Origin of the sequence: Streptococcus oralis Uo5, assembly GCF_000253155.1 — a bacterium.
In the GTDB taxonomy this organism is placed as follows: Bacteria; Bacillota; Bacilli; order Lactobacillales; family Streptococcaceae; genus Streptococcus; species Streptococcus oralis_L.
In genome coordinates this window covers 877,046-900,781 of the sequence record NC_015291.1, presented here as the reverse complement: position 1 = coordinate 900,781, position 23,736 = coordinate 877,046, and the positions used below count along the sequence as shown (strand labels likewise).

25 protein-coding genes are annotated in these 23,736 nt (G+C 40.5%); 9 read left to right on the top strand and 16 right to left on the bottom strand.

Annotation, left to right across the window (positions count from 1 at the left end; all coding sequences use genetic code 11):
- Nucleotides 1-52 precede the first annotated feature (52 nt).
- From coaB to SOR_RS04530, 3 genes are read left to right on the top strand one after another with little or no spacing between them, the layout of a single operon-like run.
- The gene (gene coaB, locus SOR_RS04540; RefSeq protein WP_000699515.1) at nucleotides 53-742 is read left to right on the top strand and encodes a phosphopantothenate--cysteine ligase; all 690 of its coding nucleotides are present in this window, start codon (nucleotides 53-55) and stop codon (nucleotides 740-742) included.
- A gap of 11 nt (nucleotides 743-753) precedes the next feature.
- Nucleotides 754-1,305 (top strand): phosphopantothenoylcysteine decarboxylase, encoded by a 552-nt coding sequence (coaC, locus tag SOR_RS04535; protein ID WP_001274055.1) that lies wholly within the window; start codon nucleotides 754-756, stop codon nucleotides 1,303-1,305.
- Nucleotides 1,289-1,852 carry an ECF transporter S component gene (locus tag SOR_RS04530; protein ID WP_001042716.1) on the top strand — a complete coding sequence of 188 codons (564 nt, stop codon included), beginning with the start codon at nucleotides 1,289-1,291 and terminating at the stop codon, nucleotides 1,850-1,852. The genes coaC and SOR_RS04530 overlap by 17 nt, the downstream gene beginning before the upstream one ends.
- 41 nt (nucleotides 1,853-1,893) lie before the next feature.
- Here SOR_RS04530 and SOR_RS04525 read toward each other — a convergent pair whose 3' ends face one another.
- A complete protein-coding gene (locus SOR_RS04525; protein ID WP_000600202.1) occupies nucleotides 1,894-2,253 on the bottom strand; it encodes a hypothetical protein in 360 nt (119 codons plus the stop codon).
- 135 nt (nucleotides 2,254-2,388) lie between these two features.
- Between SOR_RS04525 and SOR_RS04520 the strand changes: the two genes are divergently transcribed.
- Nucleotides 2,389-2,916 (top strand): ECF transporter S component, encoded by a 528-nt coding sequence (locus SOR_RS04520; RefSeq protein ID WP_000354644.1) that lies wholly within the window; start codon nucleotides 2,389-2,391, stop codon nucleotides 2,914-2,916.
- An 11-nt stretch (nucleotides 2,917-2,927) separates the two neighbouring features.
- On the top strand, nucleotides 2,928-3,443 hold the full coding sequence (locus tag SOR_RS04515; protein WP_000159159.1) for a transcription repressor NadR: 516 nt from the start codon (nucleotides 2,928-2,930) through the stop codon (nucleotides 3,441-3,443).
- Here the strand turns inward: SOR_RS04515 and SOR_RS04510 are convergent.
- The 7 genes from SOR_RS04510 to uvrB all read right to left on the bottom strand — a co-directional run bounded on the left by SOR_RS04510 (nucleotide 3,440) and on the right by uvrB (nucleotide 9,027).
- Entirely contained in the window at nucleotides 3,440-3,907 is a 468-nt protein-coding gene (locus SOR_RS04510; protein WP_000085294.1) for an 8-oxo-dGTP diphosphatase, read from the bottom strand. The genes SOR_RS04515 and SOR_RS04510 overlap by 4 nt on opposite strands.
- 23 nt (nucleotides 3,908-3,930) lie before the next feature.
- Complete coding sequence (locus SOR_RS04505) at nucleotides 3,931-4,374, bottom strand: hypothetical protein (protein WP_000159688.1); 444 nt, start codon at nucleotides 4,372-4,374, stop codon at nucleotides 3,931-3,933.
- A complete protein-coding gene (locus tag SOR_RS04500) occupies nucleotides 4,352-4,909 on the bottom strand; it encodes a hypothetical protein (protein ID WP_000439990.1) in 558 nt (185 codons plus the stop codon). Before SOR_RS04500 ends, SOR_RS04505 begins: the two co-directional genes overlap by 23 nt.
- 495 nt (nucleotides 4,910-5,404) lie before the next feature.
- Nucleotides 5,405-5,908: a hypothetical protein gene (locus SOR_RS04490; RefSeq protein ID WP_001049352.1), complete on the bottom strand. Its 504-nt coding sequence runs from the start codon at nucleotides 5,906-5,908 to the stop codon at nucleotides 5,405-5,407.
- An 89-nt stretch (nucleotides 5,909-5,997) separates the two neighbouring features.
- Nucleotides 5,998-6,501 (bottom strand): GNAT family N-acetyltransferase, encoded by a 504-nt coding sequence (locus SOR_RS04485; protein ID WP_001054578.1) that lies wholly within the window; start codon nucleotides 6,499-6,501, stop codon nucleotides 5,998-6,000.
- Nucleotides 6,467-7,030, bottom strand: a complete 564-nt coding sequence (locus SOR_RS04480; RefSeq protein WP_000262761.1) for a GNAT family N-acetyltransferase — start codon at nucleotides 7,028-7,030, stop codon at nucleotides 6,467-6,469. The genes SOR_RS04485 and SOR_RS04480 overlap by 35 nt, the downstream gene beginning before the upstream one ends.
- An 8-nt stretch (nucleotides 7,031-7,038) precedes the next feature.
- Nucleotides 7,039-9,027 (bottom strand): excinuclease ABC subunit UvrB, encoded by a 1,989-nt coding sequence (uvrB, locus tag SOR_RS04475; protein ID WP_000610418.1) that lies wholly within the window; start codon nucleotides 9,025-9,027, stop codon nucleotides 7,039-7,041.
- Nucleotides 9,028-9,207: 180 nt separating this feature from the next.
- Between uvrB and SOR_RS04470 the strand changes: the two genes are divergently transcribed.
- From SOR_RS04470 to zwf, 3 genes are all read left to right on the top strand, one after another.
- Nucleotides 9,208-11,373, top strand: a complete 2,166-nt coding sequence (locus SOR_RS04470) for an ABC transporter substrate-binding protein/permease (protein ID WP_000726960.1) — start codon at nucleotides 9,208-9,210, stop codon at nucleotides 11,371-11,373.
- Nucleotides 11,373-12,113 (top strand): amino acid ABC transporter ATP-binding protein, encoded by a 741-nt coding sequence (locus SOR_RS04465; protein WP_001096337.1) that lies wholly within the window; start codon nucleotides 11,373-11,375, stop codon nucleotides 12,111-12,113. The genes SOR_RS04470 and SOR_RS04465 overlap by 1 nt, the downstream gene beginning before the upstream one ends.
- Nucleotides 12,114-12,263: 150 nt before the next feature.
- Nucleotides 12,264-13,751: a glucose-6-phosphate dehydrogenase gene (zwf, locus tag SOR_RS04460; protein WP_000096120.1), complete on the top strand. Its 1,488-nt coding sequence runs from the start codon at nucleotides 12,264-12,266 to the stop codon at nucleotides 13,749-13,751.
- Between the two features lie 44 nt (nucleotides 13,752-13,795).
- On the opposite strand, the gene ftsY is transcribed toward zwf, so the two are convergent.
- From ftsY to SOR_RS04445, 3 genes are read right to left on the bottom strand one after another with little or no spacing between them, the layout of a single operon-like run.
- On the bottom strand, nucleotides 13,796-15,097 hold the full coding sequence (gene ftsY / locus SOR_RS04455) for a signal recognition particle-docking protein FtsY (protein WP_000522277.1): 1,302 nt from the start codon (nucleotides 15,095-15,097) through the stop codon (nucleotides 13,796-13,798).
- A 3-nt stretch (nucleotides 15,098-15,100) separates the two neighbouring features.
- Nucleotides 15,101-15,919, bottom strand: a complete 819-nt coding sequence (locus tag SOR_RS04450) for a Cof-type HAD-IIB family hydrolase (RefSeq protein ID WP_000763419.1) — start codon at nucleotides 15,917-15,919, stop codon at nucleotides 15,101-15,103.
- Nucleotides 15,919-16,710, bottom strand: coding sequence for a Cof-type HAD-IIB family hydrolase (locus SOR_RS04445; RefSeq protein WP_013670212.1), 792 nt, complete (start codon nucleotides 16,708-16,710; stop codon nucleotides 15,919-15,921). The genes SOR_RS04450 and SOR_RS04445 overlap by 1 nt, the downstream gene beginning before the upstream one ends.
- A 205-nt stretch (nucleotides 16,711-16,915) precedes the next feature.
- Here SOR_RS04445 and SOR_RS04440 point away from each other — a divergent pair, with 205 nt between their 5' ends.
- Nucleotides 16,916-17,611, top strand: coding sequence for a VIT1/CCC1 transporter family protein (locus SOR_RS04440; RefSeq protein ID WP_000136034.1), 696 nt, complete (start codon nucleotides 16,916-16,918; stop codon nucleotides 17,609-17,611).
- 38 nt (nucleotides 17,612-17,649) lie between these two features.
- Here SOR_RS04440 and SOR_RS04435 read toward each other — a convergent pair whose 3' ends face one another.
- The 5 genes from SOR_RS04435 to SOR_RS04415 all read right to left on the bottom strand — a co-directional run bounded on the left by SOR_RS04435 (nucleotide 17,650) and on the right by SOR_RS04415 (nucleotide 23,670).
- Complete coding sequence (locus SOR_RS04435; protein WP_000489344.1) at nucleotides 17,650-19,638, bottom strand: ABC transporter permease; 1,989 nt, start codon at nucleotides 19,636-19,638, stop codon at nucleotides 17,650-17,652.
- Nucleotide 19,639: 1 nt separating this feature from the next.
- Nucleotides 19,640-20,398, bottom strand: coding sequence for an ABC transporter ATP-binding protein (locus SOR_RS04430; protein WP_000173376.1), 759 nt, complete (start codon nucleotides 20,396-20,398; stop codon nucleotides 19,640-19,642).
- A gap of 380 nt (nucleotides 20,399-20,778) precedes the next feature.
- On the bottom strand, nucleotides 20,779-21,051 hold the full coding sequence (locus tag SOR_RS04425; RefSeq protein WP_001092797.1) for a PspC domain-containing protein: 273 nt from the start codon (nucleotides 21,049-21,051) through the stop codon (nucleotides 20,779-20,781).
- Between the two features lie 59 nt (nucleotides 21,052-21,110).
- Nucleotides 21,111-21,554 (bottom strand): SprT family protein, encoded by a 444-nt coding sequence (locus SOR_RS04420; RefSeq protein ID WP_001054541.1) that lies wholly within the window; start codon nucleotides 21,552-21,554, stop codon nucleotides 21,111-21,113.
- Nucleotides 21,541-23,670, bottom strand: coding sequence for a Tex family protein (locus SOR_RS04415; protein ID WP_000359113.1), 2,130 nt, complete (start codon nucleotides 23,668-23,670; stop codon nucleotides 21,541-21,543). Before SOR_RS04415 ends, SOR_RS04420 begins: the two co-directional genes overlap by 14 nt.
- Nucleotides 23,671-23,736 lie beyond the last annotated feature (66 nt).

The following is a 23,736-nucleotide window of genomic DNA, read 5'->3' as shown; positions in this document are numbered from 1 at the left end:
CTTTTGAATGCTTTCATTTTACTTACCGTTTATTTTTGTGTAAAATAGTCCTATGAAAATTTTAGTCACATCGGGCGGTACCAGTGAAGCTATCGACAGTGTCCGCTCTATTACTAATCATTCTACTGGTCGCTTGGGAAAAATCATCACAGAAACCTTACTTGCTGCGGGGCATGAAGTTTGTTTGATAACGACAAAACGAGCTCTTAAGCCAGAACCTCATCCCAACCTAAGCATTCGAGAAATTAATAATACCAACGACCTTCTAGTTGTGACGCAAGAACTTGTTAAGGAATATCAGGTCTTAATCCACTCAATGGCTGTGTCTGACTATACTCCTGTTTATATGACAGGACTTGAGGAAGTTCAGGCCAGCTCCAATCTAGAAGAATTCTTAAACAAGCAGAATCATCAAGCTAAGATTTCTTCAACTGATGAAGTTCAGGTTTTGTTCCTTAAAAAGACTCCAAAAATCATCTCTCTAGTCAAGGAATGGAATCCTGCCATTCATCTGATTGGCTTTAAACTGCTGGTTGATGTCTCTGAAGATTATCTCATTGAGATCGCACGAAAGAGTCTTATCAAGAACCAAGCAGACTTGATCATTGCAAATGACCTGACTCAAATCTCAGCGAATCAGCATCAAGCAATCTTTGTTGAAAAAGAGCAACTCCAAACCGTTCAAACCAAAGAGGAAATAGCAAACCTCCTTCTTGAAAAAATTCAAGCATACGATTCATAGAAAGGAAAGCCATGGCAAATATTCTCATCGCAGTGACAGGTTCCATTGCCTCCTATAAATCAGCTGACCTAGTTAGTTCCTTGAAGAAACAAGGCCATGATGTCACTGTCATAATGACTCAGGCTGCTACAGAGTTTATCCAACCGTTGACACTACAGGTCCTCTCTCACAATCCTGTCCACCTTGATGTCATGCAGGAACCCTATCCTAATCAAGTCAATCATATCGAAATAGGCAAAAGAACTGATCTTTTTATCGTAGCCCCTGCTACTGCTAATACCATCGCAAAGTTAGCCCATGGATTTGCGGACAACATGGTGACAAGCACAGCACTTGCCTTGCCAGAACATGTCAAAAAGTTAGTCGCACCAGCCATGAATACAAAAATGTATGACCATCCAGCAACTCAGGCTAATCTAAAAACATTAGAGACCTATGGTTATCAGATTATCTCTCCAAAAGAATCTCTACTAGCCTGTGGCGATCACGGCAAAGGCGCCCTAGCTGACCTGAATACTATTTTAGAAAGAATAAAGGAAACCCTCGATGAACAAACGCTCTAACATTGCTCCAATTGCTATCTTTTTTGCAGTTATGCTCGTTATCCACTTTTTGAGCTCTCTCCTATTTAATCTTTTCCCATTTCCAATTAAACCAACTATCGTTCATATTCCAGTCATTATTGCTAGTATCATCTATGGTCCTCGCGTTGGAGTTACACTTGGTTTTTTGATGGGACTGCTAAGCTTAACGGTAAATACGATTACGATTCTACCAACCAGCTACCTCTTCTCACCTTTCGTACCGAACGGAAACATCTATTCTGCGATTATCGCTATTGTCCCTCGCATTTTGATCGGTCTGACACCTTACTTGGTTTATAAATTATTAAAAAACAGAACGGGTCTCATCTTTGCTGGTGCTCTCGGTTCCCTTACAAACACCGTCTTTGTTCTTGGGGGAATCTTCTTCCTTTTTGGAAATGTCTTCGACGGCAATATTCAAAAACTCCTGGCAACCGTTATTTCTACAAACTCAATTGCCGAGCTTGTCATTTCTGCCGTTCTAACAGTAGCAATTGTCCCACGTCTCGAAACCTTGAAGAAATAAAAAAACAACTCCACTTTCATCCTGAAGGTGGAGTTTAGCTTTTAAAACATGAGAAACATCAATAGAATGTGAAAGCCAAAGCGCAGAAGTTGATGCGAAAGCGGTGTAGGTTGCTGACTTTTCTGGCTATCCAAGTATAGGGTTAGTGATAGTAAAACCAAACCAAATGCAATCACCAATCTGACGAAATAAGCAATTTCTAGTATTGCTGCCATCAAAAGAAAACCTAATAAAGGAAGGCTAAAGAGTGAAACAGCCAGACTGCTTGCTAATAGAGAGAGTATCGAAAGGACTAATAAACTATAAACTAGGAAACGAGTCCAACCTGAGACTACTTTCCCTTCGCTTTTCTGTTTTGACATTATCACGATTACCACGATTAGGTAAACAAAAAGTATCATCACGATTTCTCCTCAGTTCCTATTATTCTTTATCACATTTTAACCAAATTTTCCTGAAAAATCAATAATACTTCTTGACTTGATTGGTAATTTATTGTACTATACTTGTGTATATACAGATAAATGGAGGTTCTTATGGATATACGGAAAAAAACGCAGTTTATGACTATGACTGCCTTACTCACTGCAATAGCGATTTTGATTCCAATCATTATGCCTTTTAAAATCGTTATCCCACCGGCTTCTTACACCTTGGGAAGTCATATCCCCATCTTTATCGCCATGTTTCTTTCGCCTTTGATGGCTGCTTTTGTGATTATTGCTTCTAGTCTTGGTTTTCTGATGGCAGGTTATCCGCCTGTTATTGTACTTCGTGCCTTCTCTCACATTGTTTTTGGTACTTTGGGGGCTTTGTACTTAAAGAAATTCCCTGAAACCTTGGATAAACCAAAGGCATCTTGGATTTTTAACTTTGTTTTGGGTGTTGTTCATGCTATCGCTGAAGTAATAGCTTGTATCATCTTTTATGCTACTTCAGGGACAAATGTTGAAAATATGTTTTATGTTCTCTTTGTCCTAGTTGGTTTTGGCACAATCGTTCATAGTATGGTAGACTATACATTAGCACTAGCTGTCTATAAAGTGCTTCGAAAACGTCGCTAAAAGGAAAAACTATGACAAAGGATCGCAAACAAGCTCTTCTCAAACTGTTAAAAGAGGCACCAAAAGCTCTCAATGGTCAAACCTTGGCTGAACACTTTCATGTTACGCGCCAAGTCATTGTACAGGATATCGCTATTCTCCGAGCAGATGGAGCTCCTATCCTATCCACCAATCGTGGCTATATCTACAAAGAAAATGATGCCAGCCCCTACGTTCACAAACTCTTTAAAGTGAAACATGAATTGGAAGAAATTGGTCAGGAACTTCTAGCTATTGTAGATAATGGCGGACGCGTTCAAAATATCTTAATCGATCATCCCGTTTATGGCGAAATTGAAACCCTACTCAAACTCACCTGCCGCCGAGATGTCCAGCACTTTCTGGAACAAGTCGAGAATTCAGACTTTAGACCCCTTTCTGAATTGACAGACGGCATCCATTACCACCTTGTTGAAGCCGAGACACAACAAGACCTCCACTATATCGAGGAGACCTTGGATCAGTTAGGTTATTTAGTAAAAGACTAGAAAATTTCTTTTTCCCAGCCGTCCTCTGTACGGTGGCGATAGAAGAACTCAGACTTGTCAGGTGCTTCCATCATTTCCATCAAAGGCAACATATCATAGGCCAGATCCAAGTTTGGAATCTGGTCTTTTTGCACCCAACATACTTCTCCTTCTTCTGAAGATTGGAGATTTCCAGTAAACTCTGTCGCTTTATAGCAAACGACGATGTAGCGCCCACCTGTATCTAAGGGCCAGTTTTTAATGCCGACTAGTTGTGGATTCTGAATCGTTAGACCTGTTTCTTCATAAATCTCACGAATGACAGACTCGGCAAAAGCCTCGCCATTCTCAACATGTCCTCCTGGAAAGGCATAGCCAGACCAGCGATTGTTTTCGGGTGAACGATACTGCATCACCACGCGCTGGGTTTCGAGGTCTTCAATCAGACAGATGTTGGTTAAAATAGTTGCTTGGGCACGGGACATAGATTTGCTCGCTTTCTAAGTTATTAAAATGTATCTTCGTTATATTCTACTTCTGACTTCATGATAAAGGGATTGATCAATTCATGATGTTCATAAGTAGTACGGGCCAAAAAACCTCTAGCAATGATGATTTCCTTATCTTGTATGCGATAGTCTATATTGATAGGGATGGCTGGATCCGAGATAACTGATAAAACAAAGAATGCTGCAAACCAAAGGTAAAATGTCACCAATCCACTAAATATTTGAAAAATAAGGTGATACCATTGAAAATCTCTTGTTCTATAAAAGATTCTCCAGGGGTGGATTAGGAAGGTTAAACAAAGAATAAAAAACCAACTATTCCACAAAATCGGAGTAAAAGATAGGCCAAAAACCAACAAGATCAAATGAAGAACCACAAAAGCTAGCAAAGCCAAATAGAGTGTTTTAAATGAAAATAACTTAGTTAGATTTTCTTTTGTCATGATTATTCCTCTTTTTGTCCTTATATTTCAAAATGACCATTAATATCGCTGGAATGATGAAAAAGATTAGATAGGTAGTAATTGGAAGCCAGATGTAGCGATAATCGATAGATAATAGGGAAGGAATTTTTTTAACATTTCTCCCTTTCACCCCAACAATTAAGTGGAGGAGAAAAATAGGTCCGTTTATGAATAGAAAAGTTTCTAAAAATCCTTGTACTGAAGCCTTATTGCTAAAACCATCTCTAAAAATACCTTGATAGAGTGTGTGCACCAAAAAGACAAAATTCATAATAATTGGTAAGAGATAGGACATTTCTTGATATGGTTTCGGGATAAGTGACGTCCCGAACAATACATACATGATACCAAAAATAGATAATAATATTATACCACCATCCATAAAAGAAGAAATCTTTGAATGTCTTTCTATCCACAAGTGGACGTGAGCTATCAAAGAATACTTTTTCTGGATTTTTCTCATTTGTCTGTTCTGTTGTTTGATCTTCTTTGGTTTCTTAATCTTTCGTTCCATTTGCGCCTCCTTCTTCTCTTTTCTATCTGTATAATCAAAAGCAGAATGCCCAGCCCCAAGAAAAAGAAAAATAGATAACTTACAATAGGAACCCAGACATAGGCTGGATCCATAGAAATTATGGGAGGGAAATTCGTTGACTTACGACGTCCTAGCCAATTCAGACCTACCAAGAGATGAAAGGGAAAAAGAAGACCATTGAACCCAATAAATCCCCATGAAAAGTAACGCCATTTCTGAAGTTTATCACTACTAAAACGAAAGACAAGGAAATAGGTTGATAAGATCAGAAGGATAAGATTGAAGCTTAAGGGGGAAAGATAGTTTATGTTCGGTAATAGGTAACTAATGTAAGAGGCGGCAAGAAATGATACAAACATAGATCCAAATAATACACTCGTATCCAAAAGTTGACCAATCCTTCTGTGCCTTTCCATCCAAAGAAAAATCCTCTTAGTCCAAGAAGGCTTTTCTTTTGTCTTGTACTTCATTTGCCTACTCATCTTCATTTTCATCTACTCCTTTTTTTGAGCCTTTAGAGAGAAAGAAGATTGCCAAAGTTAACATCAAGACTAGAAGGTAGATGACAATAGGAAACCAGATATAGGATGACTCCAGTGAAAACAAAGGTGACAGAACGACTCTTCCTCTTTTTCTCACACCAATCAGTTGAAAAATGAAGCTAAGGATATTGATATAAATAAAGGGTTCACAAAATCTTTTAAGAGTCCTTTCTTTTTCAGTTTTCACTGACAAAAAGAGAGCATAAAACCTATTACCCAAGATAAAAAGATTCAATTGCAAGGGAAATAAAAGCTCTCTGTACCGAAAATCAGCTGGAATGCTTTTGTTCTGTGATGTTGTAAATTCTATAACTAGGAACAAGATGATATAAAAGATAATATCAAGCATAAATTTGATAAATCGATGACCTTGTAACCAAAAACGAACAGAATCTAAGCTCGATGACTTCTTATAATTCTTCTCTTTCAAATTCATAATAACTTCTTTCTATTAAAAATATATGCTAAAACGTGATTTTTTGTTCATTGAGTAATATGAAAATAAAATCGCAATTCTACCAGTATTTAAGTCTCAGATTTTGAGGATTTCTTACGTACCATTCTAATTTCAGTGATAGGTTTTCCAAGGTCAAGTATTTTTTCTTGCCCATCAAAAGTAAAACCCATTTTTTGATAGAAAGCAATGGCTCGCTTATTCTCTTTTAATACCCATAAAAATATTTCAGAAAACTGTTCAAGAGTCGTCAGAGCTTCCTTCATTAACTTCTGAGCAATACCTTTTCCATAATAGTCTTTTAAAACATATAAGGCAATAATTTCACCAGCTTGAATAGTCTCATCACGAAAGTTTCCATAACTGATAAAACCAACTACCTTCATGCCATCTATCGCAATCAATGTATTTTTAGGATATTTTTGACTAAAGAATCGACATCTTTCTAATGTCATCGTCTCCTGAAATTCCGCAGGTAAAATGTCATCATAAGCCTCTCTCCACGTTTGCCAATGAACGAAGGATTTACCTTCTATCTCTTCAGGGGTTTCCATCTGTTTGATAGTTAGGTTCATTTATTTTACCCCATTCTTCTCTCAAAATACCATATTTAATACTATCAAAATATTTGCCTTGGTAATAACGAACTTTTGGAATATGAGCTTCTTTTTTCATTCTTAATTTTTCAGCCAATTTCATCATACCAAAATTTCCTGACCAAGTTGTCAAACCAAGATGCTCCAACTCCGAATAATCCTGAAATGTCTGATCTATCCACTGTAGCATAGCAGCTTTTCCAATGCCAGAGTTCCAAAATTTGTTATCATAAATACAAATCCCCAATTCCATCCATCTTGTTTGTTTACATACCCAGTAGCGCGAAACAGTCCCAACTAATTTATCATCAACAAAAATACCAAGGCGATTTGAGTTGTTTAGAGTAGATTCTGATTTTTGGAGTTTAAATTCTTGAAAATTAGGAAAATGCTGATAATCGTCATAATAGGGAGCATCATACTGCTTCCAAATTGGATTAGATTGTGAATAAGCAATTTCCCACAAAGACACCAAATCTTCTTCAATTAGTTTTCTTAAATAAACCATACTATTTTCTAATCCAACGCCTTCACTTCCAACATCATGTCACGTATCTGAGCTGCCAGTTCAAAGTCAAGCACTTCGACAGCTTCTTGCATTTGTTTCTCCAGTTTCTTGACGAGTTCTTTGCGCTCTTGTTTGTTAAGGCTATTGATATCGACTTCCTTATCCTCTTCCTTAGCAACTGCCTTGGTTACGGCAATCAGGTCACGGATTTCCTTCTTGATGGTTTGAGGTATGATACCATGCTCTTCATTATAAGCCATCTGGATTTTCCGACGGCGGGCCGTTTCATCGATGGCACGTTGCATAGACTGGGTCATCGTGTCCGCATACATGATGACATGCCCTTCGCTATTACGAGCAGCACGACCAATGGTCTGGATGAGGCCACGTTCGTTACGAAGGAAACCTTCCTTGTCAGCATCTAGAATAGCAACCAAACTCACTTCAGGAACGTCAATCCCTTCACGAAGGAGGTTAATTCCGACCAAGACATCAAAGACACCCAAACGTAGGTCACGGATAATCTCTGTCCGCTCCAAGGTTTTGATATCCGAGTGCATGTACTTGACCTTGATACCCATTTCCTTGAAGTAGTCGGTTAAGTCCTCTGCCATTTTCTTGGTCAAAGTGGTAATAAAGGTTCGTTCATTCTTTTCAACACGGGCATTGATTTCGCCTAAGAGATCATCTATTTGCCCCATAGTTGGACGGACTTCCACCTCTGGATCCAAGAGTCCCGTTGGACGAATGATTTGCTCAATCACTGTCTCGGTCTGTTCATTTTCATAGTCACCTGGTGTCGCTGAAACATATACAATCTGGTGAACATGACTTTCAAACTCTTCCCGACGGAGAGGACGATTGTCTAAGGCAGACGGCAAACGGAAACCATAATTGACCAACATTTCCTTACGTGAACGGTCTCCATTGTACATGCCCTTAATCTGCCCCATGGTCATGTGACTTTCATCAATCATGATTAAGAAATCATCTGGGAAGAAATCAAGAAGCGTATAAGGAGGCTCTCCTTCGCTACGACCATCCATGTGACGAGAATAGTTTTCAACACCGTTGGTATAACCCATCTCACGCAGCATTTCGATATCGTACTCTGTCCGCTGTTTCAAACGCTGAGCTTCTAGCAGTTTGCCTTCCTTTTCAAAGACAGCCAACTGCTCCTCCAACTCTGCCTGAATCTTAGCAATCGCAACCTCCATGTGGTCATCATTGGTCACAAAGTGAGTGGCAGGGAAAATCGCCAAATGATCCACTTCTCCCAATACCTGACCTGTCAAAGCCTCAACTTCACGGATACGATCAATCTCATCCCCGAAAAACTCTACTCGAAAAGCGTGTTCATCACGGGAAGCTGGGAAAATCTCCACCACATCCCCGCGAACGCTAAATCTTCCCCGTTGGAAATCAATATCATTACGTTCAAACTGGATATCCACCAAATCATTCAAGAGTTTATCACGAGAAATCTCCAGACCTGGACGGAGACTAACAACACTGTCAGCATATTCCTTTGGCGAACCCAAACCATAGATACAAGAGACAGAAGCCACGACGATGACATCATTGCGCTCCAGAAGGGCTGAAGTCGCTGAGTGACGGAGCTTGTCAATCTCATCATTGACTGAGCTATCCTTCTCAATATAGGTATCACTCGAAGGAACATAGGCCTCGGGTTGGTAATAATCATAGTAGGACACAAAGTACTCAACAGCATTTTCAGGGAAAAATTCCTTGAACTCCCCATAGAGCTGACCAGCTAGGGTTTTGTTATGGGCAATGACCAGAGTTGGTTTATTAACTTTGGAAATGACCTGACTCATGGTATAGGTCTTCCCTGTACCCGTCGCCCCCATCAGAATCTGAGCCTTCTCTCCACCCTCGATATTGTCAACCAACTGCTCAATCGCTTGGGGTTGATCACCTGAAGGTTGGTATTTTGATACTAGATTAAATTTATTATCTGTAATTCTATTAATCATGATTGCCTCATCTGCATTTTTCTATCCTTCTATTTTACCATAAATTTACTTTTCAGACTCTTCTCTAAGTTGATAAGAGCGAGTATTTCATGTTACATTTCCTTACATAAAATCCATAAAATTTGCCTTTTCATTCATTTTCTGATATAATGGGAAAATATTCGGAAAAGGAGACTAAAAATGAAGAAAAAAATACTAGCATGTTTGCTCATTTTATTTCCCATTTTCTCACTAGGTATGGCAAAAGCTGATACTGTTAAGATTGTGTCTGATACAGCTTACGCACCTTTTGAGTTTAAAGATTCAGATCAAACCTATAAAGGGATTGATGTTGATATTATCAATAAAGTCGCAGAAATCAAAGGGTGGAACATCCAAATGTCTTATCCTGGCTTTGATGCAGCTGTAAATGCGGTGCAGTCAGGTCAAGCAGATGCTATTATGGCAGGTATGACAAAAACAAAAGAACGTGAAAATGTCTTTACCATGTCTGATACTTATTATGATACAAAAGTTGTCATTGCTACGACAAAGGCAAATAAAATCACCAAATATGAGGAACTTAGCGGAAAAACAGTTGGTGTTAAGAACGGAACTGCCGCTCAACGTTTCCTCGAAAGTATCAAAGATAAATACGGTTTCTCTATTAAAACCTTTGATACAGGTGATTTGATGAATAACAGTCTAAGTGCTGGTGCTGTAAATGCCATCATGGATGACAAACCTGTTATTGAGTATGCGATTAACCAAGGACAAGATCTCAGCATCAATATGGATGGTGAGGCTGTTGGAAGCTTTGCCTTTGGTGTCAAGAAAGGTAGCAAGTATGAACACTTGGTTACCGAGTTTAACGAAGCCCTAGCACAAATGAAGAAAGATGGTAGCTTGGAGCAAATCATCCAAAAATGGACAGCTTCTAAAACTACGGCAAGCCCAACGACAACTACTGCTGCTGGACAAAAAGCTACTCCAGTGAAAAGCAAGTACATTATTGCCAGCGACTCATCTTTCGCCCCATTCGTCTTTCAAAATTCAAGCAATCAATATACCGGTATTGATATGGACCTCATCAAGGCCATTGCCAAAGATCAAGGTTTTGAAATTGAAATTACCAACCCAGGATTTGACGCAGCCATCAGTGCTGTTCAAGCAGGACAAGCAGATGGTATCATTGCTGGTATGTCTGTAACAGATGCCCGTAAGGAAACCTTCGACTTCTCAGAATCATACTACACAGCAAATACGATTCTTGGTGTGAAAGAATCAAGCACCATTGCTTCTTATGAAGACCTCAAGGATAAAACTGTCGGTGTTAAAAACGGAACTGCTTCTCAAACGTTCCTTACTGAGAACCAAAGCAAATACGGTTATAAGATTAAAACCTTTGCAGATGGCGCATCTATGTATGACAGTCTGAATACTGGATCTATTGATGCCGTGATGGATGATGAGCCAGTTCTCAAATATTCTATCAGTCAAGGGCAAAAATTGAAAACACCAATCGCTGGAACTCCAATCGGTGAAACTGCCTTTGCGGTTAAAAAAGGAACAAACCCTGAATTGATCCAGATGTTCAATAATGGACTTGCGAACCTCAAAGCTAACGGAGAATTCCAAAAGATTCTTGACAAGTATCTAGCTAGCGAAACTTCAACTGACTCTACAAGTACGGTTGACGAAACAACTATCTGGGGCTTGCTTCAAAACAACTACAAACAACTTCTTAGTGGACTTGGAATCACTCTTGCCTTAGCACTTATTTCATTTGCAATTGCCATTGTCATCGGTATTATCTTCGGTATGTTTAGCGTTAGTCCATACAAATCTCTTCGTCTGATCTCTGAGATTTTCGTTGACGTTATCCGTGGTATTCCATTGATGATTCTTGCAGCCTTCATCTTCTGGGGTATTCCAAACTTCATCGAGTCGATTACAGGCCAACAAAGTCCAATCAATGACTTTGTAGCTGGTACTATCGCCCTCTCACTCAATGCAGCTGCTTATATCGCTGAAATTGTTCGTGGTGGGATCCAAGCTGTTCCAGTTGGGCAAATGGAAGCCAGCCGCAGTCTTGGTATCTCTTATGGAAAAACCATGCGTAAGATTATCTTGCCACAAGCGACTAAATTGATGTTGCCAAACTTCGTCAACCAATTCGTTATCGCTCTCAAAGATACAACCATTGTATCTGCTATCGGTTTGGTGGAACTTTTCCAAACTGGTAAGATTATCATCGCCCGTAACTACCAAAGTTTCAAGATGTATGCAATACTTGCTATCTTCTATCTTGTAATTATCACGCTTTTGACTAGACTAGCGAAACGCTTAGAAAAGAGGATTCGTTAATGGCAAAATTAAAAATTGATGTAAATGATTTACATAAGTATTATGGAAAAAACGAAGTTTTAAAAGGCATTACTACTAAATTCTATGAAGGAGATGTTGTCTGTATCATCGGTCCTTCTGGTTCTGGTAAATCCACTTTCCTCCGTAGCCTTAACCTCCTCGAGGAGGTAACGAGCGGTCACATCACAGTGAATGGTTATGATCTGACTGAAAAATCAACCAATGTCGACCATGTTCGCGAGAACGTCGGAATGGTCTTCCAACACTTCAACCTCTTCCCACACATGTCAGTCCTAGAAAATATCACTTTTGCACCTATTGAACACAAACGAATGACCAAAGAAGAAGCTGAAAAATTGGGGATGGAGTTGCTGGAGAAAGTCGGTCTTGCAGACAAGGCTAATGCTAATCCAGATAGCCTTTCAGGTGGTCAGAAACAACGTGTAGCTATCGCTCGTGGACTTGCCATGAATCCTGATATCATGCTCTTTGATGAGCCAACTTCCGCTCTGGACCCTGAAATGGTTGGAGATGTACTGAATGTTATGAAGGAATTGGCGGAACAAGGCATGACCATGATTATCGTAACCCATGAGATGGGATTTGCTCGTCAGGTGGCTAACCGTGTTATCTTTACGGCTGATGGTGAATTCCTGGAAGATGGAACTCCAGATCAAATCTTTGACAACCCGCAGCACCCTCGTTTAAAAGAGTTCTTGGATAAGGTCTTAAATGTATAAAACAAAACTGTAAGGTTCTCCTTACAGTTTTCTAATTGCGTATTGGTATTTTTTGTTTTTTTGTAAAATTATGATAAAATAAAAACTATGATAATGAGGAAATCTCATCCCTAGTCCAACTAGGAAAAAATATAGAAATTAGGTAGCTAGATGTCATCAAAGGTTATTGTTACAATTTTCGGTGCGAGTGGAGATTTAGCTAAACGCAAACTCTACCCTTCCCTTTTCAGACTCTATAAATCAGGCAATCTCTCTGAGCATTTTGCTGTTATCGGAACAGCTCGTAGACCTTGGAGTAAGGAATATTTTGAATCTGTAGTTGTCGAGTCCATCCTTGATTTGACAGATAGTACCGAGCAAGCCCAAGAATTTGCTAGCCACTTCTACTATCAAAGCCATGATGTGAATGATACGGAACATTACATTGCTTTGCGCCAATTACAAGCTGAGCTCAACGAAAAATACCAAGCTGAACACAATAAGCTCTTCTTCTTGTCTATGGCACCTCAGTTCTTTGGAACCATTGCCAAGCACCTCAAATCTGAAAACATTGTCGATGGCAAAGGTTTTGAGCGCTTGATCGTTGAAAAACCATTTGGTACAGACTACGAGACAGCTAGCAAACTCAATGAAGATCTTCTTGCGGCCTTTGATGAGGAGCAAATCTACCGTATCGACCATTACCTAGGTAAAGAGATGATTCAGAGTATCTTTGCTGTTCGTTTTGCCAACATGATCTTTGAGAATGTTTGGAATCGCGAACACATCGATAATGTTCAGATTACCTTTGCAGAGCGCTTGGGTGTAGAAGAACGTGGCGGCTACTATGATCAATCTGGTGCCCTTCGTGATATGGTGCAAAACCATACACTCCAACTCCTCTCTCTTCTAGCCATGGACAAACCAGCTAGCTTTACAAAAGATGAGATTCGTGCTGAAAAGATAAAGGTCTTTAAAAACCTCTATCATCCAACTGAGGAAGAATTGAAAGAACAGTTTATTCGTGGTCAATATCGCTCTGGTAAAATCGATGGCATGAAATACATTTCCTATCGAAGCGAACCAAATGTTGATCCTGAATCCACAACAGAAACTTTCGCATCTGGTGCCTTCTTTGTAGACAGCGATCGTTTCCGTGGTGTTCCTTTCTTCTTCCGTACTGGTAAACGTCTGACTGAAAAAGGGACTCATGTCAATATCGTCTTTAAGCAAATGGACTCTATCTTTGGTGAGCCTTTGGCACCAAATATCTTGACAATCTATATCCAACCAACTGAAGGATTCTCTCTTAGCCTAAATGGGAAGCAAGTCGGTGAAGAATTTAACCTGGCTCCAAGCTCTCTGGATTACCGTACAGATGCTACTGCTACTGGAGCCTCACCAGATCCGTACGAGAAATTAATCTACGATGTTTTGAACAACAACTCAACCAATTTTAGCCACTGGGATGAGGTAAGTGCTTCGTGGAAATTGATTGACCGTATCGAAAAACTCTGGGCTGAAAACGGTGCACCACTTCATGACTATAAAGCTGGAAGCATGGGACCACAAGCTAGCTTTGACTTACTTGAGAAGTATGGAGCCAAATGGACCTGGCAGCCCGATATCGCTTATCGTGAAGATGGCCGTTTAGAATAGCAAAAATATCCTGCAAGATTGACTTGCAGGATATTTATTTTGTATTAAATCAAGCCTTCTAAGAGACCCTTCATAAAGTTTTCTGAGTTAAATTCCCCGATATCATCGATTTTTTCACCGAAACCGATTAATTTTACAGGGATATTGAGTTCTTCGCGGATAGCCAGAACAACACCACCTCGGGCAGTTCCGTCAATTTTAGTCAAAACAATTCCAGTCAATGGTGTTATCTTAGAAAATTCCTTAGCTTGTACCAGAGCGTTCTGTCCAGTTGAAGCATCGAGTGCTAAGAAGGTTTCATGTGGCGCCTCTGGAACGACACGCTTGATAATACGGCCAATCTTTTCCAACTCGGCCATAAGGTTGTCCTTGTTTTGCAGACGACCTGCTGTATCAATCATGAGGATATCAATCCCTTCAGCTACAGCACGTTCCATCCCATCAAAGACCACACTTGCTGGATCAGCCTTTTCAGGCCCCGTCACAACAGGAACATCCACACGACGGCCCCATTCAGCTAGCTGAGCCACAGCACCCGCACGGAAGGTATCTGCCGCAACCAGCATGACTTTCTTGCCAGCTTGTTTGTAGCGATGAGCCAATTTCCCGATAGAAGTTGTCTTCCCAACACCATTAACTCCAACAAAGAGCATAACTGTCAAACCATCTTGGAAGTGGATTTGTTCATCGTAGTTGCCATCCTTTTCGTAGAGTTCAACCAATTTCTCGATAATAACACGACGAAGTGCGTCAGGCTTCTTAGCGTTTTCGAGTTTAGCTTCATAGCGTAGTTCTTCTGTTAAGTTTGAAGCGACCTGCACACCGACGTCGCTCATGATGAGCAGTTCTTCCAATTCCTCGAAGAATTCTTCATCGACAGAACGGAAGTTGGCAAAGAAGGCATTCAAACGAGCACCGAATCCTGTACGGGTTTTCTTGAGACTGCGGTCATATTTTTCCTGTACGGTTTCTTCAACCTGAGGAAGTTCTTCTTCTACTACTTCAGAAGCTAGTTCTTCTTCAATTTCTTGGTTCTCTTCTTCTAGAAATTTTTCCGACTCTTGGAATTGTTCCAATTCATCAGATTCTAGCTCAAGCTCTTCCTGAGCAGTTTCCTCGACTGCTTCTGGTTCAATAACTTCTTCTGTCAAGATCTGAGGAATTTCTTCTTGAGCAGGTGTTTTTTCCACTTTGTCTCTTGCTGTCTCTTCCTGAGCAGTTTCTTCGACTGCCGTTTGGTTTTCTTCAACCTCTTCTGACAAATCAAGATTTTCCAGAGCTTCTTTAACAATATCTTCGATTTTCGGCTCTTCTTTTTTTCCGAATAGACGGTCAAATAATCCCATATTCTAGTTCTCCTTTAGCACGTATTCTTCGATAGCCCAGGCAACGGCTTCCTCGTCGTTGGTCATCGGGGTAATCACATTGGCAACTGCCTTAACTGCTGGAACTGCATTTTGCATGGCAACTCCCAGACCTGCCCATTCAATCATGGAAAGGTCATTAGCCTCGTCCCCACAAGCCATGACTTGACTTTGGTCGATTCCTAAGTGTTTAATTAATTTCGCTAAACCTGTTGCCTTGTGGACGTTTTTCGGCGACCATTCCAATAAGAGTTCACGCGATTTGAAGATTTCGTATTGGTCAAACAATTCAGGAGAAATCTGTTGAATCGCTGCATCCAAAGGTTCTTGGGCAAAGGCAGTCACACATTTATTATACGTCATCTGACTAGATAGATCCTCAAAAGCGACAGGTACGAAAGTCAAGGCTGGGTTGAACTTAGCATAGAGACTTTCTTGGTCAGACTGGATTTGATAGACAGTTCCTTCTGAAATAGCATCTAACGGAAGTCCGAGTTTTTCAGTTTCCTCATACAATCGTGCCACATCGTCGATTGAAAAGACGGTTTTATCGAGAATCTCGCCTGTATTTTTCTGTACCAGACCACCATTAAAGGTGATGGTGTACTCGTCCTCCTGACCATCAGTCCCTAGCTCATGGAGAAAGAAATCCATAGCCTTCAAAGGACGACCTGTTGTCAGAACGACCTTGATACCACGATCACGCGCAGCCTTGAGGACCGCCTTGGTACGATCTGTCAGCTTTTTATCCGTTGTCAGTAAAGTACCATCCAAATCAAGTGCAATCAATTTAATATCTGCCATTACAAACCCTCCATATAAGCCATCACTGACTGGTCCTTGTGGTGGCCAATCACTGCTTCTGCTAATTCTAAAATCTCTGGTCGCGCATTTTCAGGAGCGATGGGGTGACCGACAACCTGCATCATGTGAAGGTCATTGAGATTATCGCCAAACGCTATGACCTGATCCATGGTTAGACCAAGTTTTTTTGCCAGCTCAACAATGGCTACACCCTTATCAACATAGTCCAAGACAATATCAATGGATTCAAAACCAGTTGTCATGGCTTTCACACCAGGAACATTTTCGTTGACCCAGGCCTCACCAACTTCTATCGTTTCTTCAGTAAAGTTCGTAGTGAATTTAAAAATCTCATCCGTGATATCTTCCAAACTCGCTACTTTTTGAATATTTTCATTGTAGTGACGGCTAAACATCAGATAGGTCTCATCGACTGTGTCTAATACGTAACAAGCTTTTTTCCCAGTCAAGAGCATTTTACTTTCATCAAAATAGGGTGATTTCTTTAAAGCTTCAAAAGTACTCAAGTAAAAATCCCGAGACATAGTAGCCTCATACATATCCTCGCCATGAAACTCAACATAGCTCCCATTTTCAGCTATAAAAATCACTTCATCACGCACATCCGCAAACAACTTTTTCAGGGACAAGATACCGCGACCTGAAGCCACAGCAAAATAAATCCCCTTTTCCTTGTAGGAAACAAGTACGTTTTTGAGGCGTTTCATATCAAACCGACCCTCTCCATCTAGAAAGGTTCCATCCATATCGGTTGCTACAAGTTTAATCATAAAATCTTTCATTCTCCAATTGATAAATCTATCTTCTATTATACCATAGATAAGTTTAAAAAGGTCCAGTACAGTAGGATAGCACTACTTTTTCGGAGAAACTTCAAAGGGCCTAAAAATTAGAATCGTAGAACTTTTTTCAGATAGTTTAAAAAGTTTGTATTCCCCTACTCTTTTCTCTATAATGAAAAGAAAGGAGATGACTATGACAGAAATAAAACATGAAATTGATGCAAACTTTGCAGGACGACTCAATATTTTAAGAGCGGGCGTTCTCGGTGCCAATGATGGGATTATTTCCATTGCTGGAGTGGTTATCGGGGTTGCTAGTGCAACAAGCAATATCTGGATTATCTTTTTATCTGGACTAGCCGCTATCCTCGCTGGAGCTTTTTCTATGGCAGGTGGCGAATATGTCTCTGTATCCACTCAGAAAGATACGGAAGAAGCCGCTGTTGCTAGAGAGCAATTGCTCTTGGATAAAGACATCGAATCTGCAAAACAATCCCTCTATGCTGCTTATCTTCAAAACGGTGAGTGTGAAACGTCCGCCCAACTCTTGACCAACAAGGCCTTTTTAAAAAATCCCCTCAAAGCCTTGGTTGAGGAAAAATACGGTATCGAGTGCGAAGAATTTACCAATCCTTGGCATGCTGCTATCTCTAGCTTTATCGCCTTTGTACTGGGAAGTCTTCCTCCCATGCTTTCGATCACTGTCTTTCCAAGTGATTATCGCATTCCTGCTACTGTTTTTATCGTTGCCCTTTCCCTTCTCGTCACTGGCTATACCAGTGCTAAACTAGGCAAGGCACCTACGAAAACTGCTATGATCCGTAACCTCTGTATCGGACTTCTCACCATGGGAGTGACTTACCTGTTTGGACAACTCTTCAGCATTTAAGATAAAGAAATACCTCGACCAGCATCGAGGTATCTTTTTTACATTTGCACAATCTTGCGATAGCTTCTTGAGGTAATCATAAAGATTAAGACATAGACAATGAGGAAGATAGCACAGATGGACAGAGTGACAGTCAACATCATAGTCGCATCTAGCACCCCAATGACTTTTAGGATAAGGCTAAGCATATGATAGGCAAAGGCAAGGTGTAGGAAGGCAAAAAGCAATGGAAGGAAGAAAACAGTTAGCACCTGTTTGTTAATCGTTTGCTTGATTTGTTTTTGATCTAGACCGACTTTTTGCAAAATGATAAAGCGTTCGCGATCTTCATAGCCTTCAGAGATTTGTTTGTAATAGATGACGAGAACCGTTCCCACCATAAAGATGATAGAGAGGAAGATACCGATGAAGAATACTCCACCAAAGAGAGCACTCATCTGCGCACTACTATCAGCCAGATTGCTTCCGTAAACATAACTTCCTTCTTTGTTTATTTCTCTATTAAAATTGTTAACGAATTTTGAATAGTCATCTGCAATTTTAAGCTGCTCTTCCTCACTAGCCGTTACATTCATACCACCATAGTATTGATTAAAGATGGAAGAATTAGGATGCTGGTCAAGAAAGGCTTTCAAGTCAGGAACAACCAAATAGTTATAATCCGAAGTTAGAATATTGTACTGATTTGGGACATGTTCAAGAATAAAATCTTTTTTGATTTCTTCTTTGATCGTGTAGGTCTGGTCATTCAGAGTCAGTTCTTTTTGACCTTGAAGTTGCTTGTTTTGAGCAAACAATCCAACTTCCTTACCTGAAAGTGCAAGTTTCTGTCCTGTCATATTCTCATAGTCTTTTTGGTCAAAGACCATAAAAATAGTTTTCGGTTGAACACGATTTTGACCTTTCTCAAAAATTGTCAATTTCGTACCTTCTTGATTTGCCACACCAAAGTTACTGTATGTAAGGACTTCTTTCTTTGTGACAGTCAATCCTTTTTCACTAGCATACTGGCTCAAGAGTTTTTCGATATCTTCTTTTTCAACATTCTGTCCTGTAATCCCAAAATCATGTGGATTCATGACCTTCTTGAAGTTTTCTGATGCCTTAAAGATACTTGTTGCAGCAGACATAGTCACTAAGACCATGGTTGAGAGAATAGCAATCGTCGCCAGACCAACCGCATTTTTCTTCATACGGAAAATGAGATTGGATACGGAAATCATGTTGTTGGGTTGGTAATAATAACGCTTGTTTTTCTTTAAGATTTGTAAGAAAACTGTAATCCCTGCATTGAAGAGAAGATAAGTTCCCAAAATTACTAACAAAACTGCTACGAAGAAAATCAGAACAGCAGAAAGTGGGTTTTCGACTGTTACTGCTAGATAGTAACCCGCTCCCAAACTAATCAGACCTAGAATGGTTTGGACACCTAAGAAACGTCCTTTTTTCTCACCACTGGCCTTCTCACGAGAGAGCTGAAGGGCATTCATGCGTGCGATGCGAAAGGCATTGATAAAAATCAGACCTAGGAAGATAGCTCCAAAGACGATGAGAACTAGGATAAAGACAATTGGTTGGAAAGTCGAAACGAGCTCCACTTTCATCTTCATCAGCTTCAGAAGAAGGGCGAAGATTAGCTTATCAAAGAGAGCTCCTAGACCGAGACCAGCTGTCAAGGTTAAGGAACCAAAAATAAGAAGCTCCTTAAAAACCATACTGATCAAATGGCGCTTTTCGAGACCCAGCATACCATATACACCCAGCTCCTTGGAGCGGTTCTTCATGACAAAACTATTGGCATAAAGTACAATAATTCCAGAAGCGATGGTAACAACCACCATACCGAGGGCAAGCGTCATAGAGATAGTTTCTCCCCCTCGGATCTTGCCAATGTTAGGATTAAGTGACAAAGAGTAAAAAAGATAGGTGATGGTCACTGCTAAGAGAACAGCAAGGGCAAAGGGATAGTAGAGTTTGCGGTTTTTAATCAAGTTAGAAACCGCTAACTTATTGGTTAATCGGAACATACTAATTCACCTCGCTTGCCATAACGGTCAAAGTATCAGAGATTTCTTGGAACATCTGACGCTCTGTCTTATCTCCACGGTAGATTTGGTTGTAAAGAATGCCGTCCTTGATAAAGAGAACGCGCTTGGCCCTGCTGGCTGCTGCGGTTGAGTGAGTTACCATGAGAATGGTTTGCCCGCGCTCATTGATTTCATCAAAAACATCCAAAAGAGCTGCAGATGACTTGGAGTCAAGGGCTCCTGTTGGCTCATCCGCAAGGAGAATTTCAGGTTCAGTGATGATAGCGCGTGCTACTGCTACCCGCTGCTTTTGACCTCCTGAGATCTCGTAAGGATACTTCTCTTGCAATTGGTTGATGCCTAAATTTTCAGCTGTTACCACCAATTTCTTCATCATCTCTGTGATGGGTTTTCGTGATAACACTAACGGAAGCAAGATATTATCCTTAACAGACAGGGTATCTAGCAAGTTAAAGTCTTGGAAGACAAATCCTAACTTCTCACGACGGAAGCTGGAAGCCCGTGAGTTTTTAATAGTTGCTGTATCTACTCCGTTCAAGTAAACTTGACCACGAGTTGGTTTATCCAGCATAGCTAGGATGTTGAGCAGAGTTGACTTTCCTGAACCAGACTCCCCCATGATGGCAACATAGTCACCCTTCTCTACGGTAAAGTGAATATCTTTGAGGGCTTCTACTTGGTTGCCTTGAAAACGAGTTTTATAGATTTTTTGAACGTGTTTTACATCTAAAAGTGTCATGATTTTCTCCTTCTTAATATCCCATCAATTGAAACTGTGCTTTCATCATAGCGCATCCCAGTTGAACACGCTCGATATCTTTTTGACTTGGTTTTCTTGTTTTCTTTTGTAAGATTCTTTTCATGGTTTTGCTCCTTTGTTCTTTATGAGTCTAGTTTATCGCAAAAAAAGATGGCTTGCCATAACCTAACCTTACAAAAGAGACTTTAATCTTACATTTTTGTAAGATTGAAGAATATCAAGCAATTTCGCTATCAATATTTTACCATAAAAGAAAGGCAAGAAGAAAACCCTTGAAGATGCAAGGGTAAGGTTTCACTTCTTTTTCTGACTTCTTTGAGAAATAAGGAAAGTGTCTGTAAACTATTTCAAAATCCAACTCACCAAAACCAGCCATCATTGTCTTCAATGGCTTGGGCTTCCTTACGTTTGCGTGGTCCTGTTCCGTACATTTCGGCTTCGATTTCTTCCTTAGTTGGCAGGATAGAGGCAAGGATGATGTATATTATCACACCAATTCCAAAATTTGCTACAGTAAAAATGGCGAAGAGAAAGCGGACTAAGGTTACATCAAAATTCCACTTGTCTGATAGCCCAGCTAAAACTCCTGACACCATACGATTTCGTCTCATTTTATAAAATTTTGTATTCATGATTGTTTCCTCTTTCGGTATTCTTACAAGTAGTATAGCATGAAACGGGTTCACAAACATCAGTCCTTAGGCCGATTTAAGATGACGAGTTTACCACGGCAGACGCCACAACGATAGCGTTTGGTATCAATCCTACGCTTGCGCTGATAAGTTTGCTGACAGGATTGACACTGATAAACTAGGTAGGTACTTTGGTCTTTCAGAGGTGGGACAAAGCGCAGTCCATCCACTTCTTTCAAAAGTTCCTTGAAATCTCGGTCCTTATGTCGATAACCCTTTTGCTGAAAATAAAGATGGTAGTGACAGAGTTCATGGCGTACGATTTTGCGAAAGACTTCCAAACCTAGTTCATTATAAACCTTGGGATTAAAATCCAAATGCCCATCCTTGGGGAAAAATCGCCCACCTGTCGTTCGCAGACGAGAATTCCACTGGGCTTGGTGGGTAAAAGGTCTACCAAAGTCTTCGAGGGAAACAGACTGAACGTACTCAGTTAGATTCATCTGGAGCGAGGAGCGACAGATTGACTTTTTCACGCTCGGTATCGATTTTCTTAACCCAAACCGTTACCAAATCTCCAACTGACACCACTTGGCTGGGATGTTTGATAAATTTACGACTCATATGGGAAATATGAATCAAGCCGTCTTCGTGAATCCCGATATCAACGAATGCACCGAAGTCAACGACATTCCGCACCACACCTTCCAGTTTCTGGCCGACTTTTAAGTCCTTAATATCCAGTACATCTTGACGGAGAACAGGTGCATCAAAAGAGTCACGGAAATCTCGACCTGGTTTGAGAAGATCGGCAATGATATCTTTAAGGGTTTCTGGGCCAAGATCCAGTTCTTGCGCCATCTCCTTAACTGAAAGGGACTTAAGCTTATTTTGGGCTTCTTCATTCAAGTCCTTGATATCCAAGCGTTTGAAGAGTTCCTTAACCGCAGCATAGTTTTCTGGGTGAACACCAGTATTATCAAGAATATTGCTACTTTCCGGAATACGGAGGAAACCTGCAGCTTGCTCAAAGGCTTTGGCACCTAGACGAGGAACATTTTTGATTTGTGCGCGTGAAGTGATTTTCCCTTCTTCCTCACGGTATTTGACAATATTTTCAGAAATAGTTTTATTGAGTCCAGCTACGTGGGAGAGAAGTGCTGGGCTAGCTGTATTGACATTGACACCAACTTGGTTGACTACGGTATCGACGACAAAGTCCAGACTCTCAGACAGTTTCTTCTGACTGACATCGTGTTGGTATTGGCCTACACCGATTGACTTAGGATCAATTTTAACCAATTCAGCAAGCGGATCTTGCAAACGTCGAGCGATAGAGATAGCAGAGCGTTTTTCAACGGTTAATTCTGGAAACTCCTGACGAGCAAGTTCGCTGGCAGAATAGACTGAAGCGCCACTTTCATTTACGATAACATAGCTGACTTCTGGAAAATCTTTCAGAACTTCCGCCACAAAGGCTTCACTTTCACGACTGGCCGTCCCATTTCCGATAGCAATAATTTCCACGCCATATTGACCAATCAAGTCCGACAAATCTTTCTTGGCTTCTTCAATTTGACGAGCGGAGGCTGGTTTAACAGGATAAATGACCTGGGTCGTCAGCATTTTTCCTGTTGCATCTACGACAGCAAGCTTGGCACCTGTACGAAAGGCAGGGTCAAATCCTAAAACCACGCGCCCTTTCAGTGGAGCAACCAAAAGGAGATTACGCAGGTTGTCTGAAAAGAGTTGGATAGCTCCTTCTTCTGCCTTTTCAGTTAATTCTGTCCGAATGCGTCGCTCGATAGCAGGCAAGACCTTTTTCTTAACTGACTGTTGAACAACTTCATCTATATAGGCATTTTTCACCTTGAAACGAGCAGCAAAGAAAGCAAGAATACGATCCGTCGCATGTTCAAAGCCAACTTTCAAGATGCCTAATTTTTCCCCACGATTGAGAGCCAAGGTACGATAACCCTGCATATTGCCAACAGTCTCTGAAAAATCGTAATAAATCTGAAATACTTGTTTTTCATCAAGACTTGCATCCTTGACCTGCGAAGTGATTTTAGAGTGTCTCAACACTTCCTGATAGGTCATAGCACGTAGATTGACATCTTCCGATAAGGCTTCGACCAAAATATCAACTGCACCAGCCAAAGCTTCTTGACCAGTCGCAAATCCTTCACAGAAAAACTTCTCAGCTTCTTTCTCTAAGCCAGTTACATTTTGCAAAATCAAGCGAGCAAGAGGAAAGAGTCCAGCTTCTCGGGCAATAGTTGCCTTGGTTCGACGTTTTTCCTTATAAGGAAGATAGAGTTCTTCTACATCTGCTAATTTCTCAGCTGCCAAAATAGCTGCTTCCAATTCCTTGGTTAGTTTGCCTTGTTCTTGAATCTTAGCCAAGACAGCTTCTTTACGGTCGTTAAGATTTGTCAGACTTTTATCCAAGTCAATAATGGCCTTAATCGCCACCTCATCCAGACTACCAGTCATATCCTTTCGATAACGCGCGATGAAGGGAATCGTCGCCCCTTCTGCTGTCAAACTTAGAACAGTATCGATTTGCTTTAAGGTTACTCCCAAATCTTGGGAGATTTTTTCATATTTTTTATCCATGAATCTATTATACCACAGAGCAAACAGCAGTCCAAAATGATAATATTTCCATAAACCAAAAAAGGA

What these genes read in the sequence shown, in the direction of transcription:
- coaB (WP_000699515.1), top strand. Translation starts at nt 53, where the DNA reads ATGAAAATTTTAGTCACATCGGGCGGTACCAGTGAAGCTATCGACAGT.
- coaC (WP_001274055.1), top strand. Translation starts at nt 754, where the DNA reads ATGGCAAATATTCTCATCGCAGTGACAGGTTCCATTGCCTCCTATAAA.
- SOR_RS04530 (WP_001042716.1), top strand. Translation starts at nt 1,289, where the DNA reads ATGAACAAACGCTCTAACATTGCTCCAATTGCTATCTTTTTTGCAGTT.
- SOR_RS04525 (WP_000600202.1), bottom strand. Translation starts at nt 2,253, where the DNA reads ATGATACTTTTTGTTTACCTAATCGTGGTAATCGTGATAATGTCAAAA.
- SOR_RS04520 (WP_000354644.1), top strand. Translation starts at nt 2,389, where the DNA reads ATGGATATACGGAAAAAAACGCAGTTTATGACTATGACTGCCTTACTC.
- SOR_RS04515 (WP_000159159.1), top strand. Translation starts at nt 2,928, where the DNA reads ATGACAAAGGATCGCAAACAAGCTCTTCTCAAACTGTTAAAAGAGGCA.
- SOR_RS04510 (WP_000085294.1), bottom strand. Translation starts at nt 3,907, where the DNA reads ATGTCCCGTGCCCAAGCAACTATTTTAACCAACATCTGTCTGATTGAA.
- SOR_RS04505 (WP_000159688.1), bottom strand. Translation starts at nt 4,374, where the DNA reads ATGACAAAAGAAAATCTAACTAAGTTATTTTCATTTAAAACACTCTAT.
- SOR_RS04500 (WP_000439990.1), bottom strand. Translation starts at nt 4,909, where the DNA reads ATGGAACGAAAGATTAAGAAACCAAAGAAGATCAAACAACAGAACAGA.
- SOR_RS04490 (WP_001049352.1), bottom strand. Translation starts at nt 5,908, where the DNA reads ATGAATTTGAAAGAGAAGAATTATAAGAAGTCATCGAGCTTAGATTCT.
- SOR_RS04485 (WP_001054578.1), bottom strand. Translation starts at nt 6,501, where the DNA reads ATGAACCTAACTATCAAACAGATGGAAACCCCTGAAGAGATAGAAGGT.
- SOR_RS04480 (WP_000262761.1), bottom strand. Translation starts at nt 7,030, where the DNA reads ATGGTTTATTTAAGAAAACTAATTGAAGAAGATTTGGTGTCTTTGTGG.
- uvrB (WP_000610418.1), bottom strand. Translation starts at nt 9,027, where the DNA reads ATGATTAATAGAATTACAGATAATAAATTTAATCTAGTATCAAAATAC.
- SOR_RS04470 (WP_000726960.1), top strand. Translation starts at nt 9,208, where the DNA reads ATGAAGAAAAAAATACTAGCATGTTTGCTCATTTTATTTCCCATTTTC.
- SOR_RS04465 (WP_001096337.1), top strand. Translation starts at nt 11,373, where the DNA reads ATGGCAAAATTAAAAATTGATGTAAATGATTTACATAAGTATTATGGA.
- zwf (WP_000096120.1), top strand. Translation starts at nt 12,264, where the DNA reads ATGTCATCAAAGGTTATTGTTACAATTTTCGGTGCGAGTGGAGATTTA.
- ftsY (WP_000522277.1), bottom strand. Translation starts at nt 15,097, where the DNA reads ATGGGATTATTTGACCGTCTATTCGGAAAAAAAGAAGAGCCGAAAATC.
- SOR_RS04450 (WP_000763419.1), bottom strand. Translation starts at nt 15,919, where the DNA reads ATGGCAGATATTAAATTGATTGCACTTGATTTGGATGGTACTTTACTG.
- SOR_RS04445 (WP_013670212.1), bottom strand. Translation starts at nt 16,710, where the DNA reads ATGATTAAACTTGTAGCAACCGATATGGATGGAACCTTTCTAGATGGA.
- SOR_RS04440 (WP_000136034.1), top strand. Translation starts at nt 16,916, where the DNA reads ATGACAGAAATAAAACATGAAATTGATGCAAACTTTGCAGGACGACTC.
- SOR_RS04435 (WP_000489344.1), bottom strand. Translation starts at nt 19,638, where the DNA reads ATGTTCCGATTAACCAATAAGTTAGCGGTTTCTAACTTGATTAAAAAC.
- SOR_RS04430 (WP_000173376.1), bottom strand. Translation starts at nt 20,398, where the DNA reads ATGACACTTTTAGATGTAAAACACGTTCAAAAAATCTATAAAACTCGT.
- SOR_RS04425 (WP_001092797.1), bottom strand. Translation starts at nt 21,051, where the DNA reads ATGAATACAAAATTTTATAAAATGAGACGAAATCGTATGGTGTCAGGA.
- SOR_RS04420 (WP_001054541.1), bottom strand. Translation starts at nt 21,554, where the DNA reads ATGAATCTAACTGAGTACGTTCAGTCTGTTTCCCTCGAAGACTTTGGT.
- SOR_RS04415 (WP_000359113.1), bottom strand. Translation starts at nt 23,670, where the DNA reads ATGGATAAAAAATATGAAAAAATCTCCCAAGATTTGGGAGTAACCTTA.